Annotated in this window: 12 protein-coding genes and 1 tRNA gene; 6 read left to right on the top strand and 7 right to left on the bottom strand. The window is 35.0% G+C overall.

The window, feature by feature from the left end; translation table 11 throughout:
* Positions 1-15: 15 nt before the first annotated feature.
* Together ACFIKB_RS05910 and ACFIKB_RS05905 are read right to left on the bottom strand one after the other, a co-directional pair.
* Positions 16-327: a hypothetical protein gene (locus ACFIKB_RS05910; RefSeq protein WP_375636146.1), complete on the bottom strand. Its 312-nt coding sequence runs from the start codon at positions 325-327 to the stop codon at positions 16-18.
* A gap of 307 nt (positions 328-634) precedes the next feature.
* Positions 635-883, bottom strand: coding sequence for a hypothetical protein (locus ACFIKB_RS05905; RefSeq protein WP_375636145.1), 249 nt, complete (start codon positions 881-883; stop codon positions 635-637).
* A 758-nt stretch (positions 884-1,641) separates the two neighbouring features.
* Between ACFIKB_RS05905 and ACFIKB_RS05900 the strand changes: the two genes are divergently transcribed.
* Complete coding sequence (locus ACFIKB_RS05900; protein WP_007347852.1) at positions 1,642-1,956, top strand: helix-turn-helix domain-containing protein; 315 nt, start codon at positions 1,642-1,644, stop codon at positions 1,954-1,956.
* Here ACFIKB_RS05900 and ACFIKB_RS05895 read toward each other — a convergent pair.
* Positions 1,880-2,062 carry a hypothetical protein gene (locus tag ACFIKB_RS05895; protein ID WP_015856659.1) on the bottom strand — a complete coding sequence of 61 codons (183 nt, stop codon included), beginning with the start codon at positions 2,060-2,062 and terminating at the stop codon, positions 1,880-1,882. The two genes, ACFIKB_RS05900 and ACFIKB_RS05895, sit on opposite strands and share 77 nt — an antisense overlap.
* 1,706 nt (positions 2,063-3,768) lie before the next feature.
* Positions 3,769-3,845 (bottom strand) — tRNA-Ile (locus tag ACFIKB_RS05890).
* A gap of 172 nt (positions 3,846-4,017) precedes the next feature.
* Here ACFIKB_RS05890 and ACFIKB_RS05885 point away from each other — a divergent pair.
* Complete coding sequence (locus ACFIKB_RS05885) at positions 4,018-4,761, top strand: SIMPL domain-containing protein (protein WP_015856660.1); 744 nt, start codon at positions 4,018-4,020, stop codon at positions 4,759-4,761.
* A gap of 28 nt (positions 4,762-4,789) precedes the next feature.
* Here the strand turns inward: ACFIKB_RS05885 and ACFIKB_RS05880 are convergent, their stop codons facing one another.
* The 3 genes from ACFIKB_RS05880 to dnaG form a co-directional block, all read right to left on the bottom strand.
* Complete coding sequence (locus ACFIKB_RS05880) at positions 4,790-5,251, bottom strand: YcgN family cysteine cluster protein (protein ID WP_375653022.1); 462 nt, start codon at positions 5,249-5,251, stop codon at positions 4,790-4,792.
* Positions 5,252-5,842: 591 nt separating this feature from the next.
* The gene (rpoD, locus tag ACFIKB_RS05875) at positions 5,843-7,858 is read right to left on the bottom strand and encodes an RNA polymerase sigma factor RpoD (RefSeq protein WP_273788086.1); all 2,016 of its coding nucleotides are present in this window, start codon (positions 7,856-7,858) and stop codon (positions 5,843-5,845) included.
* A 390-nt stretch (positions 7,859-8,248) separates the two neighbouring features.
* Positions 8,249-10,186, bottom strand: a complete 1,938-nt coding sequence (gene dnaG / locus ACFIKB_RS05870; RefSeq protein WP_375653020.1) for a DNA primase — start codon at positions 10,184-10,186, stop codon at positions 8,249-8,251.
* A 135-nt stretch (positions 10,187-10,321) separates the two neighbouring features.
* Between dnaG and ACFIKB_RS05865 the strand changes: the two genes are divergently transcribed.
* The 4 genes from ACFIKB_RS05865 (at position 10,322) to ubiC (ending at position 16,018) form a co-directional block, all read left to right on the top strand.
* Entirely contained in the window at positions 10,322-11,539 is a 1,218-nt protein-coding gene (locus ACFIKB_RS05865; protein WP_375636143.1) for a mechanosensitive ion channel family protein, read from the top strand.
* Between the two features lie 70 nt (positions 11,540-11,609).
* Positions 11,610-13,301, top strand: coding sequence for a Na/Pi cotransporter family protein (locus ACFIKB_RS05860; RefSeq protein ID WP_375636142.1), 1,692 nt, complete (start codon positions 11,610-11,612; stop codon positions 13,299-13,301).
* A gap of 863 nt (positions 13,302-14,164) precedes the next feature.
* Complete coding sequence (locus tag ACFIKB_RS05855; RefSeq protein WP_015856666.1) at positions 14,165-14,416, top strand: GlsB/YeaQ/YmgE family stress response membrane protein; 252 nt, start codon at positions 14,165-14,167, stop codon at positions 14,414-14,416.
* 1,092 nt (positions 14,417-15,508) lie between these two features.
* Complete coding sequence (gene ubiC, locus ACFIKB_RS05850; RefSeq protein WP_375653019.1) at positions 15,509-16,018, top strand: chorismate lyase; 510 nt, start codon at positions 15,509-15,511, stop codon at positions 16,016-16,018.
* Positions 16,019-16,605: the final 587 nt, after the last annotated feature.

The following is a 16,605-nucleotide window of genomic DNA, read 5'->3' as shown; positions in this document are numbered from 1 at the left end:
AAATATGAATACATATCACTCTTTATCATCTTCAGATTTAAGCATTTTTTGATATTTCTTTTCATTTTTTTCATATTGTTTAATTTGTTTTTTCAGTTTTTCAATTGCTTGGTCACGTCTTTTAATCACCATACTTTGCTCTCTAATAGCTCTATCTCGTTCTTCAGTCATCTTCATAGAATCTCTTAAAAACTCATGCTTTATTCTTCTAGATTCATCTTTTAAAACTTTCACTTGACTGCGATAATATAAAGAAAACCGAAATATAACCCCGCTGCACAACAAAACAACAACCATTGCTCCCAATAAAATTTCGTTTACACTCATTTGGATCTCCCTTAATTGTCGCTCAAGTGATCATCTTGACCAATTTGTTTCATCCTCAATCAAAAAAAGAATGCAATAAACCGCATGTTCCAAGTGTGAACAATCACTCTCGGCATTCTTATTTTCTCCATTAAAGCCATTGATAAATGACGCAAAAAAATCTCTGAAAGCGGCTAAATCTACACGCTTACACCAATTATTTGCGACACATTTATTGACACAAAAAACAAAAATAAGGAACGTCAAATAAAACTAACGACGCAACGCAATCGTACAAGCCTTGCCCAAATCGTTCCTATCTTCCTTTTTACGCCATGGGGAATACGGCTATATATGAAAGTTTTTCATTATTACAAAAATCATCGGTGTCACAAAGCACAGCATTTCTGTAAAATTTTGCCTTCCCAAAAATCTTTACATCACCATAAATTAAAGCATCACTATAAACTCGAGCCTTTCTATAATCACGAGTATCACCATAAAATTCAATACATTGAGCATTCAAAACTTGATCAAAAAAGACCGCATTAGCGTAAACATATGCATCTCCACTCATATTCGAATAACTATAAAGTTCTTATCTTTCATAAACATGCAAACTCTTACGAACGACTACACAACCATATGTTAATGCATTGTTATAAATAACAATATCATTGTAAATACAGACTTCATTATAAACTGCAGCTGCCTTAAAACACACTCATCCCCGTAAGGGCATTGATCAAATGTATACACCCTACCAAACAACCACCTATGTGACTCAGATTACCTTCCTGTTTAATAAAATATCCAAGATCACTTTTTTGATATTTTCCAAATTTTTTAACGCATATATACGATATACCATCTGATAGTGATCTAATTTATTACAATAAAGGAGAAATCAGTATTCTTTGCCTATGAATTTACATTTTTTCTACAGCCATTATCCTATCTCTTAAGGCTCTAAAGCTTCGTTATACTCACACACCACCTCAACACAGAATTTTTTTACAAATTCTGATGTTGGGGTATATCTTGATTTATAATGCTGCTACGTATACTATCACAGTGAAATCTCATAAACATACGAGTGTGTATCGCCATCTCTGGTATACACGTTTATTTTTTCACAACCGTGGAACTAAGCAACCATTTTTTATTGATTCGAATCTGAAAGTGTATGGGGACATTTTGTTATTAGTTAAAAACAACTCTATATGCTTCATTAGCGAAGAGCTACACATGGATATTTTCACGCTCCTTGTATCATATATTCTGGATTCGCAACGCAATATTAACGCTATAGCGTAAATATGTAAAGGTCTAAAAATGACAAAGACTGAAAAAGATTGGTTCCAACGCTTAGTTGAATTGATTAAAAGTGACGGACGAACAATGATTGAAATAAGCAGAGCTGCAGGCTGTGGACAAAATTACGTCCAACAAATGATAAATGGAGGAAAGAGGCCTTCAGTAGATAAACTCATGGCTATTTTGAACACACTGGGAAATGCTAGTGCCATATATGTAATAACTGGTTTCAACATCTCCGATGAAGACTTAAAACTCATAACTTTGATTTCGTCTGGAGATAAAAAGAAGATTGAAGCCTTAAATGTTCTGTTGAATGAGCAGAATCTGTAGAATTTTCTACTCTATCCAATATCGCTTGCTTTTGAGACGTCGATAAAGACTCCCATTTTACAATAATATCAGATAAAGTTGTTTCAAATTTTTTATCATTCTTCATAGTCATACTCCATGTAGTCAAACTATATAACGCTAAAGCGTTTAAATATATCTCATACCTTAGAAAAAAATATTTGCAATAGGCAGTATGGAAGCAATTGTGTACAAACTTATTTTACAAAATCAGATGAAGTTCTATTAGTCATGTACCATGGTGAAACAGAAAGCATCACACGATCCAGATCTTCTTATGAAAATTGGTATAATCTATCAAAAATGCGAATAATGTTACGCATATCTTGTGATTCGGACCAGTAACAAACTAATGTGAAAATATCCCTGAAGACACTCCTGAACTCTATATAAGAGAACACGAAAAAGCTTTTTTGAAAAAAAAATATATCACAATTTTATTCTACATAGCACCGTCTATGTTTTTTAAACAATATTGCAAAGCAAGAATATAACAATGTTATAGGAATAAATTCTTATAAACAGAGCCACACTACCTAAAACTCTGTAACACGTTTATAGGTAACCTCCCCTCTAAACGCACCTTGTAAATACTAATATTAAGTCTCTATCATAAGCAAAAATGATACTATTAAAAAATAAAACGAATCACCACGCATAATCCTTGTACGTAAATTGTATTGCAGATTTACAACAAGAGAGAAATTCCCTTATGTAAATGAAGAATTATATTTTCAAAGTATGATTTTGAAGAAAAGTATACTTTTCCAAAAAAAATTACCCTCTCTGCCAATAATTTTTCATAAGAGAGAAAACTCACAACAAAGATAAAACTCTCTACACAATCAATACGAGAAAAATGTTAGCAATACCCAAAAGTGCTAGGTTGACCTAAATATTGCCAATCCCCTATGAGAGTAAAATCAAAAAAGACTTCTGCTCTTCAATAATAATTTGGCTTACATGAAAACTCTATAATTTGAGCATTAAGCGAAAAATACACAAAAACAGAAAATGGCATTTTAACGAATTTTCCAATATCATAGAAAACATTTTTTACAGAATAAATAAAATGCTTATTACAATAAAATCTGGATGACGCAAAGCGATAGAAAAAACCACTCAATTGACTTTTCAAAGAACAATTGATGAGATTCTTTTCAGAGAACACGCCAACGTCACTATGAACAATATTTCTCAAAAATCAAATAGAACTCCTCTCTTGGGAAAAAGAAAATATCAACAAATGTTATTATCGTTGACCCCATGATACATATGAGCACCTATGGATTACATCCTCTTATATACAACCTTTCATCACGATAATGCTATTCGAACGTCTAAAAGACATTAACATCACTCAGAAAAAAGCAAATTTACACTAAATGTTTTTTGAGCCATTTGTTCTAAACAGATACAATCTTTAAAATTGGTTTTATTGGGATCTGTTTATTTATAGAACAAGCATAAATAAACTTATCCAATGAAGCTTTTAGTCTTCTATTTTATGAAGAACATCATACAGAAAAAGTACAAAACAGTATATGAATTAAGAAAGTAAATAGCGCCACATATCAGTTAATCCAAATGCTACAATGTTTCAAATGAGAGCACTTCTTTAATGAGACTAAAAAACATACTATCACTTTATATTAAAGCGACTGATAGAAAAAAACAGCAACAAACAATGACAAAGGATTTTAGAACAAACAGAAAAATAAATAAAAAACGAAAAAGGTAGAATCCCAAAATTTTTATATAAGCTACCCATTTTTCTATTGGCCATTTCCCTATTGGTGGGCCCGGAGGGACTCGAACCCCCAACCAAGCGGTTATGAGCCGCTGGCTCTAACCAATTGAGCTACAGGCCCCATATATAGGTTGTTTCTCTCTAAACTAAAATGCCCTATGATACAAGAGCTGACGAAGATTATAACCCATCTTTTTCTCTTTTCTATTGGTTTTTTTTTCAGTGCCCTAATTTCTTTACAAGAACTCTTAAAAATGAGAGAATAGTTAACTGACAAATATAAAGGTATAGATATGATAGAAAAGAAAATTCAACCACTGAAGGGTTCTCTGGTTAAAGCAGTTATATTAGCATTTACACTCTTAGCCACATCGTTGACTGTACGTGCTTATGCTGAAGAAAATAAAATGAAAAATGCAACTATTACAGTGACTGCAATCGGAGAAAGTCAGGCTGCACCGGATATGGCAATTATTAATCTAGCCGTTGTTACCTATGACAAAACTGCCCAAAAGGCATTAGCTTCCAATAATCAATCCATCAATGATATTATAAAAGCTTTTAAAAACGATGGCATCCAAGCAAATGATTTGCAAACATCAGGTTTATCCATTTATCAGTCGACTTCTGATAAACACCACGAAAAAAAGAATAATGAAAAACTCTATCATGTTTCAAATTCTTTAACCGTGCGCATTCGTGATCTTAATAATGCTGGTAAAATCTTTGATCAAGCGATGACTCTAGGTGTTAATTCAGTCAACGGCATTACTTTTACCAACGCAGATACAAAGCCGTTTTATCAAGAAGCACGTAAAAAAGCCATTACTGAAGCCATTGAAAAAGCGCAAACGATAGCGCAAGCAGCCGATTTAAAATTAGGAAAAATTATTGAAATCAATGAAAGGGATGATTACTACCACCCAACACCACGTCTCATGAGTAGAGCAGCAGATGCAAGCTACGAAAATACAAATTTTGCAGGTGGTGAATTAACTTATAATGTGAGCGTCACTGTCGTCTTTGCGATCGATTAAGTCGCCAACTGTTGTATAAAAAATCATATTACTGGCCTTTACATAGAAGACCAGTAATGTGATAAAGATAATCTTCCTCAGATAATAATTCGTCTTCGTAAACCTCTATCTGTCCGCGTGCAGAAATATGCGCTGTATGTACCGTCTGGCAATCTCCTGATACCAATGGATGCCACCAATGAAGATCTTTTCCCTCATAAATTAATCTATAAGCACAACTTTCTGGAAGCCAACGCGCTGTTTTAACTGTCGTAATGTCTAGCGATATACAATCTGGTACAATTGATTTGCGATGAGCATAATCTCGACACCTACAAGTTTCCCCATCTAAAAGACGACAAGCAATACTGGTTGCATAAAGGTCACCCGTATCATCGTCCTCAACTTTATGGAGACAACAACGACCACAGCCATCACAAAGGCTCTCCCACTCAGAAATGGAAATCTCTTCTAATTTTTTTACTTTCCAAAAGGGAAGCTCTCCACTCATAAACTCAGACACACCTTTTTTAATTAAGACGATCTATAAAAAATGAAACGTTTAATTTCTATAATTTCATCTATTTCTGTCTCTTAAAAAGATTCAACTCAATGTATGCTTTAAACCGTTTTCTTAAAATCTATCTGAATAAAAAGAGAATATTCAAAAAATAGCGCATATAAATGAACATAATCTATTGAAACATTCCTTTATAAACTGACGAAGAATAAAATGCGTCACCTAAAAATGATAAAAATTCCGCAACGAATACACATTTCTCATCAAAAAGTCCGTATGTTGCAATATAAGTTTATTCTTAATAGATCCTATTTCTTAAGAAACGAGCCGCTACACGCAAGATAATGTTTTTCGTTCATTTTTTCAAATGACTACCACACCAGTATTTACCCTACATCTGTTATTTTCAGAAAGAGAAATACAAAATTCAAAAGCTAAGAAAAACATTAAACATCGTAAACTTTCTGGATTATTCAAATTCTTCCCATATTTTCTCAAAAAAGCATCAAAGTACAATGTGACACACCTCCCCTTCATTAAGAAGAAAGAGGGATTTATTAAAATACACACGAATTTCTTTATTTAAGAATCGAGAAAACTACGCAATTTTCGTGAACGGCTAGGATGTTTTAATTTACGAAGTGCCTTTGCTTCAATCTGACGAATACGCTCTCTTGTAACTGAAAATTGTTGTCCTACTTCTTCCAACGTGTGATCTGTATTCATCCCTATTCCAAAACGCATCCGCAAAACACGTTCTTCCCGCGGTGTTAATGAAGCAAGAACGCGTGTTGTCGTATCTCGCAGATTAGCTTGGATAGCTGCATCAATTGGTAATAACGCATTCCTATCCTCAATAAAATCACCTAAATGGGAATCATCTTCATCACCAACAGGCGTTTCGAGTGAAATGGGTTCTTTTGCAATTTTAAGAACTTTTCGTACTTTTTCCAACGGCATAGAAAGCTTGCTAGACAATTCTTCTGGTGTTGGTTCTCGTCCAATTTCATGGAGAATCTGACGCGATGTACGAACGATTTTATTAATTGTTTCAATCATATGAACAGGGATACGAATAGTACGCGCCTGATCAGCAATTGAACGTGTAATAGCCTGACGAATCCACCATGTTGCATAAGTTGAAAACTTGTAGCCGCGCCGATATTCAAACTTATCCACAGCCTTCATCAAACCGATATTACCCTCTTGAATAAGATCAAGAAACTGCAAACCACGATTAGTGTATTTTTTTGCAATTGAAATGACAAGACGCAAATTAGATTCTACCATCTCTTTTTTCGCAATTGTTGATTCGCGTTCACCTTTCTGCACCTGCATAACAATCCGACGAAATTCACCAATCGAAATAGCCGTTTCTTGCGCAAGATTTTGTATCTCACTTCGCAGTTTTTGGATTTCTTTTGCTTCACGCATCGAAAATTCTTTCCAACCAGGTGTAGGCAAAGCAGCAATATAATTCATCCAATCTGCGTCCAATTCACGCCCTTGGTATTCTTTTAAAAAATCCTCGTGGCCAATGCCATAGCTGTTGGCAATCCGTTTCAGCTTACCTTCATTATGAATCAATCTCTTATTGATGTCATAAAGCTGTTCAACCAAAGCTTCGATACGATTTTGATTTAAAGAAAGAGATTTTACTGCTTGAATCAACTCACCCTTTAATTGAATATATTTCTTCTTCTGAGAAGATGTAAGGGCCCCCTCTTTACGCTCTGCCAAACTGCTTTCAACATGCTGATCTTGTAATTTTCGTAATTTCACATAGGTTTGAGCAATAAAATCCAATGTTTCCATAACTTGAGGACAAAGTTCATTTTCCATTGCAGCAAGCGATAAGTTAACATCGTCATCATCTTCTTCATCATCGTCTTCAATGTTTCTCTCTCCTGCGCTCTCCCCCATATTACGTATACCAGAAGACATTTTTTCTTCTTCTGTCTTATTCACTTCACTTCGCTCAATAACAGGAGCCTGCTTTGCTTCTGGACCAGCATAAGTCGTTTCAAGATCAATAATTTCACGAAGAAGAATACGCTGTTCTTTTAACTCGTCACGCCATATAATAAGAGCCTGAAAAGTTAAAGGACTCTCACAAAGTCCCGCAATCATTGTCTCACGCCCTGCTTCAATACGCTTAGCAATGGCAATTTCACCTTCCCGTGAAAGAAGCTCAACAGCTCCCATTTCACGCAAATACATACGCACCGGATCATCCGTACGATCTGTTACTTCGCGTTTATTCGTTGTCGTTGCAATTGCGTGGCTAGAGGCTTCTACTAAATCACCACCCTCTACTGTAACTTCTTCTTCATAATTTTCAGACTCAACTTCATCCTCATCATCCACAACATTAACCCCCATCTCAGAGAACATCGCCAAGATATCTTCAATTTGTTCGGATGTAACCTCGTCAGAAGGAAGAACAGCATTGAGTTCATCCATTGTTACATAACCATTTTTTTTGGCAAGTTTAATCATTTTCTTGATGGCATCATCAGAAAAATCAAGAAGAGGACCATCCAAACTCGCTTGGCTTGTTACTTCTGCATTATCTTTCTGTTTAACCTTTGTTGCCATACCATAACTCCACTCGACCACTTCACAGTTTCCATGTAACCATAGTTTCCATGTGACCAGTTTTTTTTGCTCTCACTAAAATCTACCAATAATTTCTCATATATACTTCCTTTTAAGAGATTACTATTGGAAAGAATACATTTTGTATACGCCTTAACATCCAGACAAACTTGACATCCAGACAAAAACGCGGGAAAACTCCAGAAGTTTCCCCGACACCTCTCAGCCCTTCTGAGATAATCTCTGTACCCTATCGTAAGAACCAATTTCCCGCTTTTCCTAAAATTTACCCGCTTTTCCTAAAATTTAATTGCCATCTTTATGAAAATGTCACTCCCATAAACTTCCTCATCTAAAATTTAAGTGACTGATTCGCATTAAAAAAGCGAATCATTTTATCGTATCTTGTGTATTCCCGTCTATTTTTTCATCCAACCAACTTCCAAACCCTTCAATTAACGCTTCTGTTGCCTGCATCTGCTCCAGCTCATTTTTTACCTCACGAAGCAGATCAAAAACCTCACTCTTAGGATTTTCTACAAGTTGCTCTTTAATATCCTGTAATCTCTTATGTAGGTGGTGTTCTTGAAGATGCAAGTAGACAGCTTGTTTTAATATCGCACGTGCATCCTCTATAGAAGCTCTACCAAAGATAATACGCATACCAATATTTTGCACAAGATGTTTCATACGCTCTAACAGAGCCTTTTGCCCTCTTTTTTCTAAGAGCGCAACCATCGTCTCCTCATCATGAAGCTGTTGATTCCCAAGAATTTCCAACATAGCTTGATGAAAGTACATCAATTGAGTATTTTTTAATTCTAACTCAGAAAGAATTTCAAAATTTTCATACCACAACTCAGGATAGTAAGCTAAAGTGAGTAAAATCACTGCTTCTCGCAAAGGAATAGATTGCGAAGAATTTCGTACTATTTCAGAATTTGCTAACAGAGAAAAGGATTGATCTTTAAAGATCCTATTTGATGAAGATTGATCATATCGCCCTTCTCCCTTTTTTTTCGAAAAAGAGGGACGAAAAAAATCAAAAAGGCGTTTTTTTACATCTTGCAAATAATAACGACGGACATCTTCATCCTTAATCGTAAAAATTTGTTGTTTTAGTTGTTTTTCTAGCGCTGCTCGTGTCTCTGGAGTTTCAAAATGCTTTCCATAGGTAGCTCGCCACCATAAAAGCTCACTCAAAGGAATTGCTTTTTGCAAAAAAGAAGAAAAAAGTTGTGCTCCACCAGCACAAACAATTTCATCAGGATCTTTTCCTTGTGGCAACAAAACAAAGCGTACACAAACCCCAGCCTTTAAAAGAGGCAACACACGATCAGCAACACGAAAAGCAGCGTTTAAACCAGCATCATCACCATCAAAACACAAAATGGGCTCCTTCCCCATCTGCCATAAAAGCTCAATTTGCGCTTCCGTTAATGCTGTCCCCAAGGGCGCTACAACTCCTTCAAAACCAGCTTTAGTCAATGCAATGACATCCATATACCCCTCAACAACAAGGAGTGAATGATTTTTTTCATCGCCAACAAAGCGACTGTTTTTGCGAGCTGCTACCGCGTTATAAAGTATATTTCCTTTATGAAACAGCACTGTTTCAGGGCTATTGAGATATTTTGCTCGTGTCTCTTTCTCTAATGCACGCCCTCCGAAAGCCACCACACGTCCGCGCAAATCTTCGATAGGAAACATAATGCGATTTCTAAATCGGTCATAAGAATCCGCACTCCCCTCACGCACTGTGAGAAGTCCACATTCTTCCATTTGCTTTATTGAAATGCCCCGTGCACTCAAAGCTTCTTTCAAAGCTGTACGCCTTACCGGTGCAAAACCAATGCGGAAACGCTCTACGAGCTCTGGTGTCACACCACGTGCATCCAAATAACGACGTGCTTGCACACCTCCTTTATCGCGTAAATTATATTGAAAAAAATCTGTAGCAATTTTCATTACATCATAAAGCTCAGCTTTTTCCAGTTGACGTTTATGACTTTGTGAATCCAAAATAGGGAGTTTCATTCCCGCAAAATCAGCCAAACGCTCTACACTTTCTGAAAAGTGCAATCCATCAAGCTCACACAAAAAGGTAAAAATATCTCCACTTACACCACAACCAAAACAATAATAGCGCCCTTTATGATCATCACAATGAAAACTTGGCGTTTTTTCACCATGAAATGGACAACAACACCAAAAGTCTCCCCGTGAAGGCTTACTTTTTCGAGGATCAAAATCCACCCGTTGACCAATCACTGTTGAAATTGGGAGTCTAGTACGCAGTTCATTAAGGAAATCGGGCGGGAAACGCATTATCTCTCACAGAGTTTGAAAATTCTTTTTTGCATATTTAACGACTTTAGAGCATAATTCCAATACTTCCTCTTAAGTAGTTGTAAAATTTTAAACTCTTAACTGCATATAACTTTAGAAATGGAGAGTGGAAAAGTGATCGAATTTATTGTTCAATATCCGTGGTTAGAGGCTATTTCTTGGCTTATTATTCTTACTATATTTGCCCTTTTAGTCAACTTTCTAGGACGAAAATTACTTATTCACGGAGCCAAAAAACTCTCTTCTTTTCTCCCCAAAAATACAACGATCGATATTAATAATGCTATTCAATACATAGCGGATATCATTTCAGCCTTTATTATTTCGGTTGGTGTTAATTTTATACCAACATTGCCCAATGCATTCAGTACTATCATCGGTAATGTTGCTAACGCCTTCATTATCTTTTTTGTTGTTCTGACAATTTCTGCCTGTCTGAATGTCATTAACATCCTCTACGAACAACGACCAACAGCACGGTTAAAACCAATAAAAGGCTATATTCAAATTGCTAAAATTGCACTTTTTGCTGTTGCGACAGTTTTAATGGTCGCTACATTGATTGACCGCTCCCCTCTTATTCTTTTCTCCGGTCTTGGTGCAATGGCCGCGGTTCTCATGTTAATTTTTCAAGATACGCTTCTTTCTCTCGTTGCCGGTATTCAAATTTCATCCACTGATATGGTTCGCGTTGGTGATTGGATTGAAATCCCTAATCTCGGTGCCGATGGTGATGTTATTGAAATTGCCCTGCATACTGTTAAAGTTCAAAATTTCGACAATACCATCACCTCAGTTCCTATCCGTAAACTTGTGACCGACCCTTTTAAAAATTGGCGTGGAATGCAAGAATCGGGTGGAAGACGCATCAAACGCTCCCTTTTTATTGATCAATCAAGTATCCATTTTCTCACAGAAGAAGAACAAAAATATCTTTCCCGATTTAATTTATTAGAAAATTATTTCACGCAAAAATTAGCAGAAATTGACCAATGGAATGCTCAATTAGATAAAAATCATGATGTCTTAGCCAATACGCGCCGTTTAACCAACATTGGAACTTTTCGTGCTTATGTTTTTGCTTATCTACAACAACATATAAACATCAACCCTAATATGACCTTTATGGCACGGCAATTACCTCCTACAGAAAATGGTTTACCATTGGAAATTTATTGCTTTACGAACACCACCGTTTGGATAGACTACGAACAAATTCAAGGTGATATTTTTGATCACCTTTATTCCATTCTTCCCTGTTTTGGTCTAAAGGTTTTTCAAAATCCAAGCGGTTATGATTTTAATCAAGTATTAAAAGCAAAAACGAAATAAAAACGATAAACTTTAATTTATCAATTTTGAGGCAAACATACTCATAACAACAGAGAAAGAATAAAGTATCATGAATGGTTCATTGGTACTCCTTCATCTTGCCGGCGCTATTTCTTTACTTCTCTGGGCCACACGCATGGTGCGCACAGGAATTGAACGCGCCTATGGTGACAGACTTAAATATAAAATGTGCCACGTCATTTCAAAACCATTGTTTGCGGTAAGTTTTGGGCTTTTTACAGCAATGATTTTACAAAGCTCTACAGCAATAACGCTCCTTGTTGGTTCTTTCGTTGAATCTGGTTTTGTCTCTGGAGTAGCGGGACTTATGGCTGTACGCGGAGGAGAATTAGGATCAGCAATCGTTGTTAAAATTCTCACCTATGATCTCACACTTGTTGTGCCCCTTTGTCTTTTAATTGGCACTTGTATCTTCATGACAACAGAAAAACGTGAGTGGCGTCAAATAGGACGTATTGTCATCGGTATTGGTCTGTTAATTTTATCTTTAGAGATGATAAGTACAGCGACAGAACCTTTACGTGAAAGCGAAATTTTGCCTAGCATCATTCGTTATCTTTCAACCGATCCTGTTTCCACTTTTTTGTTGGCTGCTGGCTTAACCTACCTCTTACATTCATCTATTGCAGGAATCATTTTGCTGGTCAATTTTGCCAACTACGATCTTATCCATACGCAACTCTGTGTTGTCATGGTTCTTGGTGTCAACTTTGGCTCTTCTCTTATAGCACCACTTTTAACGCGCAACGCCTCTCCTAATACCCGCCTCGTTCCCTTAGGAAATTTACTCATGCGTGGGGCAGGTTCAATCCTTGTACTTATCTTATTTCTCTCCTTCCGCCCTCCCATCACATGGCTTGGCAATAACGCCCCTACTCAAGTGATCAACGCCCACATTATTTTTAATGTTTTCATTCTCCTTGCTGGAATACCGCTTTCAAAATGGGTTTTAAAATTAACCACTCAAATTGTTCATATAAGTGCAAAAAAAACGCAAGCCGACAAAACGCTCAATTTATCGGATCAAACAGCTCTTGATGACAGTGTGCTTGAACGCCCCTCTCTCGCTCTCTCGAATGTCATGCGTGAAGTCATTCATATTTGTGATCTTGTAGACATCATGCTAGAAAAAATCATGGGACTTTATGAAAATCCTGATCCCAATATTATTCGTGAACTCAACCAACTCAACACCATATTGGACAAAAAACATATCGCCATCAAACTTTATCTTGCACGATTAGCGGGACAAAAATTATCTGACGAAGAAGCTCTTCAAACGCAAGAACTTCTAGGCGCCTGTATAAAATTAGACCAAGCAGGCGATATCATTATTCATAATATGCTGATGCTGGTTAAAAAGAAACAACAAAAAGGTTTACAGTTCAGCAGCGAGGGCTGGAATGATCTCCTTCGTTTCCACGCCATTGTACTAGCCAACGCGCATATAGCATTTAACGTTCTTGTCTCACGTGATACACACACTGCACACCTATTGGTACAAAAAAAAGATCAACTACGAAACTTAGAAAAGGAGATGAGTTTAAAACATTTTAAACGTTTGCGTGAAGGGGATCTCAAAAATGTAGAATCATCCAGTCTTCATCTCGACACTGTCCGCGACCTCAAACAAATCAACTCTCTTTTGACCTCAATGATCTACCCCATTTTAGAAGAACAGGGACTTCTTCAAAGTTCTCGCCTACGCAACCCTGCTGAAGAACAAACAGAAAAACCTTAAACTTTTAAATAACTTGAATAAGAAATACATCACATCGATTACTCGATTTTGAATATGGTCAAGATACTGATTTAATCAAAATATTTTATTATTTGACAATTTAAATGAGCTTTCTGCATCGTAAATTTCTTTCATTTAAAATCTATTCATGATGAATTACTCAAAGTCATTTGCTTACACATTATAAACAAAGCAGCATGTAGAATAGAACTCTTGAAGAAAGACGTAAAAATGCCTAATCATCTCAAAGCCAAGACTGTTAAACACATAAAGAGAAAGTCAAGAGTATAATGGTTCCAACCTAAACTCGCCTTGTAAAAAGGAATTGCCCCACAGTAGCAGCAAAAACAGAAATACTCTAATAAGGGATGCAAAACTCCACAAAAATGCAACATTTATATCAAGATTGGTAGAGGCTCAACCTATACAGCCATTCTATAACGTGTCAACAAAACAGTTTTAATTTCATTTCAAACATCATTGATATCAATTGGCAAGCTCCAAACTTTTAAATATCCATTTTACTTATTGCTTTAATCACAATTGTTTTTTTTAACTTAAGAGAGAGCTTAAAAAAGCTTATAAATAAACTTTATGACTTCTTAAAGCATTTTCACTAATATTTTCTTCTTTTATTCATATTTTCTCAAATAATTAATTTAATTATAAATTAAAATGTGTTATATATTTATACTTGTTAAGTATTATTATGATATAAATGTAAATATTATTTTAATATAAAGGAAAATAATAATTAAAATTTCTAACAGAAATATCCTTTCCACTGGATAAAAAAGGGATAAATCTTGATTTTTATAAAGTTTACTCTAGTTACAATTTAAATTCAGGCAAAGGAGAGTATCATGGAAGATGCAAACATCGGTTGGATTGCAGCTATTATTATCGGCGGGATCGCAGGTTGGGCTGCACAGTATATTATGAAAAGCCAAACAGGAATATTGTTAAATATCATCTTAGGGATTATTGGCGCTGCGCTAGCAAGCTTTCTTTTTAGTCTTTTAGGTGTAAGTTTTGCTGGTTGGCTTGGCTATCTTATTTCAGGTTTTATAGGAGCCTGTATTCTTATATGGATAGGACAAAAAATTCGATCATAGAGCATTTATTTTTTTACACCTTTTTAGGGATTCAATAAAAAACTGGGAAACAACTAGAAAAGTTTGAAATATTTCCCTGTAACTCGTTGTTACCAGTTTTGATATGATGGTGAGATGCTTAAGCTGCAATTTTGGGTATACACCATCACCGTATTTTAAAACGATTTTAAAACGAAATGCAGTAAAAACCTTTATAACGCACCATTTCATACCTATATAAACTTACGTATATCAGGAGAGATATGTTGCGTTATTTTAACGAAATACGAACTTATTTTTGTACCGTGTGCGCAAATCTAGCTCATCTCACTGTAATAACAATCCATAAGGTTACAAAAATCACTAACGATGATTAAAGATTCTACCGCACAGCACTTAAAGCCTATACACTTTATCAATAATACCTTTTTTACCGAAAAAATCGAAGAGCTCTTTTGCATTCTTAAGAAGTAAAGAGAGAAGGTAAGAAAAAATGATAAAGAAATTTTTTCTAATCTGTGAAATAAAAGAATATCTAAAGTAGATATACTATAAATACATATGAATATAACTTTATTATAAATATAACTACACATTCTGTAATATGAAGTAATTTATTACAATTTAAATAATATAATCTATTTTAAATTTTTCAAAAATATATATATTACTATAAAATTACTTATTATAAAGAATACGATCTTCTTTACATCTCAATTCAAAAGGTTTGAATATCTCTTCACTTTCTAAAGTATAAAATAAAGTTTTGTTTCTCTTACAGTTTCCTCTTTATATCATCTTACATAGATGATTTTTTATATGCGTTACAAACAAATTTTAAAGCACAAAACATTTTTCCCATTGCTCTCATGAGATAAAGAAATTTCCGTAATGCATTGTGTGAAAGCGCCTTGGATAAAACATAATACCTTATTTTGCCTTTTTAATGAAAATGATCCTATGATAGGTATTTTCCGCATATCTTCTTTTAAAGACCTTTGATATCTTTCTGTTAAAATCTTGCTGCTTTTATACTCCTTGTATTACAATAGAGCTATTTATTTTAGTTCGCCCAACATAACATATGGAATAAGACTTTAAATGTGGAGTAAAATGATGTCTGATCTTGAAGATTCCATCTTACCACCTCTAAAGTGGCTCTCTGATCAAAATCCTCCAATACCAGAAAATATTCGCGATTGGCTCATGGAATCGGGCTCAATGACGCTTCGATTAAAGAAATATTGTACCTGCCTCCAAGTTCAACCACAACGCGAATGTTTTATTACGCGAGATAAATTAATAGACGAAGCAGAGCATCTCCCTGAAAGTGCTCGTTATTGGCTACGCGAAATCATATTGATGGGAGATAATAAACCTTGGCTCCTTGGACGCACTGTAATTCCACAAGAAACCCTCCTACACAATCAAGCCTTGATGCATTTGGGAACTGTACCTCTAGGACATTATTTATTTAACCATGACCAATTAACCCGCGATTACATTCATATTGGTCAACAAGGTGTGCTATGGGCACGCCGTTCCCGTTTACGGTTAACGGGTAAGCCATTGTTGCTAACTGAACTATTTTTAACAGATTCACCACTGTATCCCTACAAATAGAGATTACTCATTTTATTCTGCATAATTTATAGATTTTATATAGCTTATAAGGGATTTAATCAGAGAAAAGAATTTCAAAATCAGCTCAAAACACATTACAAACAAAGACTTATTTTAAAAATATCTTTTCATTTCATCAACTCAGCTTAAAAATGTCTTCTATAGAAAAAACGTTTTAAAGTTCTGATTTTCTTATCATTAAAACCAGCGCTTGAATTAAGAAGATACACATCATATTGATAAATATCATCTACATTTAAATTTCTTACCGAATAATCACCACTCTAAAAAATACGGCAACTCTTTATTAAAAAAATGCTTTGAAACAGCAAAAAAGACAGCAACACACTCCCCAAAATTAGAAATCTGTATCAATTAGCTTAATCATCCTATTTTAAAATTTTTAACAGTGCAGACAATAGATTTTTTTTAAGTAGAGACTCTATAACTTTTTTATTTTGTTAATGATCTAACAGCTTTGAAGAACAGAAAAATATAATACATAAAAGATGTTTTTATTGCCCTATGAGCTCCAAAAAAGATTCGTTTATTTAAAAAAATATTTTTTGAAATAATTATGTATGTAC

The organism is Bartonella sp. MR110HLJHH, assembly GCF_042194225.1.
Lineage (GTDB): Bacteria > Pseudomonadota > Alphaproteobacteria > Rhizobiales > Rhizobiaceae > Bartonella > Bartonella grahamii.
Note: the sequence above shows the minus strand (reverse complement) of the source record. Positions and strands in the feature narration are given on the sequence as shown.

Excerpts from the sequence above, each read along its gene's own strand:
- ACFIKB_RS05910 (WP_375636146.1), bottom strand. The coding sequence starts at position 327 with ATGAGTGTAAACGAAATTTTATTGGGAGCAATGGTTGTTGTTTTGTTG.
- ACFIKB_RS05905 (WP_375636145.1), bottom strand. The coding sequence starts at position 883 with ATGAGTGGAGATGCATATGTTTACGCTAATGCGGTCTTTTTTGATCAA.
- ACFIKB_RS05900 (WP_007347852.1), top strand. The coding sequence starts at position 1,642 with ATGACAAAGACTGAAAAAGATTGGTTCCAACGCTTAGTTGAATTGATT.
- ACFIKB_RS05895 (WP_015856659.1), bottom strand. The coding sequence starts at position 2,062 with ATGAAGAATGATAAAAAATTTGAAACAACTTTATCTGATATTATTGTA.
- ACFIKB_RS05885 (WP_015856660.1), top strand. The coding sequence starts at position 4,018 with ATGATAGAAAAGAAAATTCAACCACTGAAGGGTTCTCTGGTTAAAGCA.
- ACFIKB_RS05880 (WP_375653022.1), bottom strand. The coding sequence starts at position 5,251 with ATGAGTGGAGAGCTTCCCTTTTGGAAAGTAAAAAAATTAGAAGAGATT.
- rpoD (WP_273788086.1), bottom strand. The coding sequence starts at position 7,858 with ATGGCAACAAAGGTTAAACAGAAAGATAATGCAGAAGTAACAAGCCAA.
- dnaG (WP_375653020.1), bottom strand. The coding sequence starts at position 10,186 with ATGCGTTTCCCGCCCGATTTCCTTAATGAACTGCGTACTAGACTCCCA.
- ACFIKB_RS05860 (WP_375636142.1), top strand. The coding sequence starts at position 11,610 with ATGAATGGTTCATTGGTACTCCTTCATCTTGCCGGCGCTATTTCTTTA.
- ACFIKB_RS05855 (WP_015856666.1), top strand. The coding sequence starts at position 14,165 with ATGGAAGATGCAAACATCGGTTGGATTGCAGCTATTATTATCGGCGGG.
- ubiC (WP_375653019.1), top strand. The coding sequence starts at position 15,509 with ATGATGTCTGATCTTGAAGATTCCATCTTACCACCTCTAAAGTGGCTC.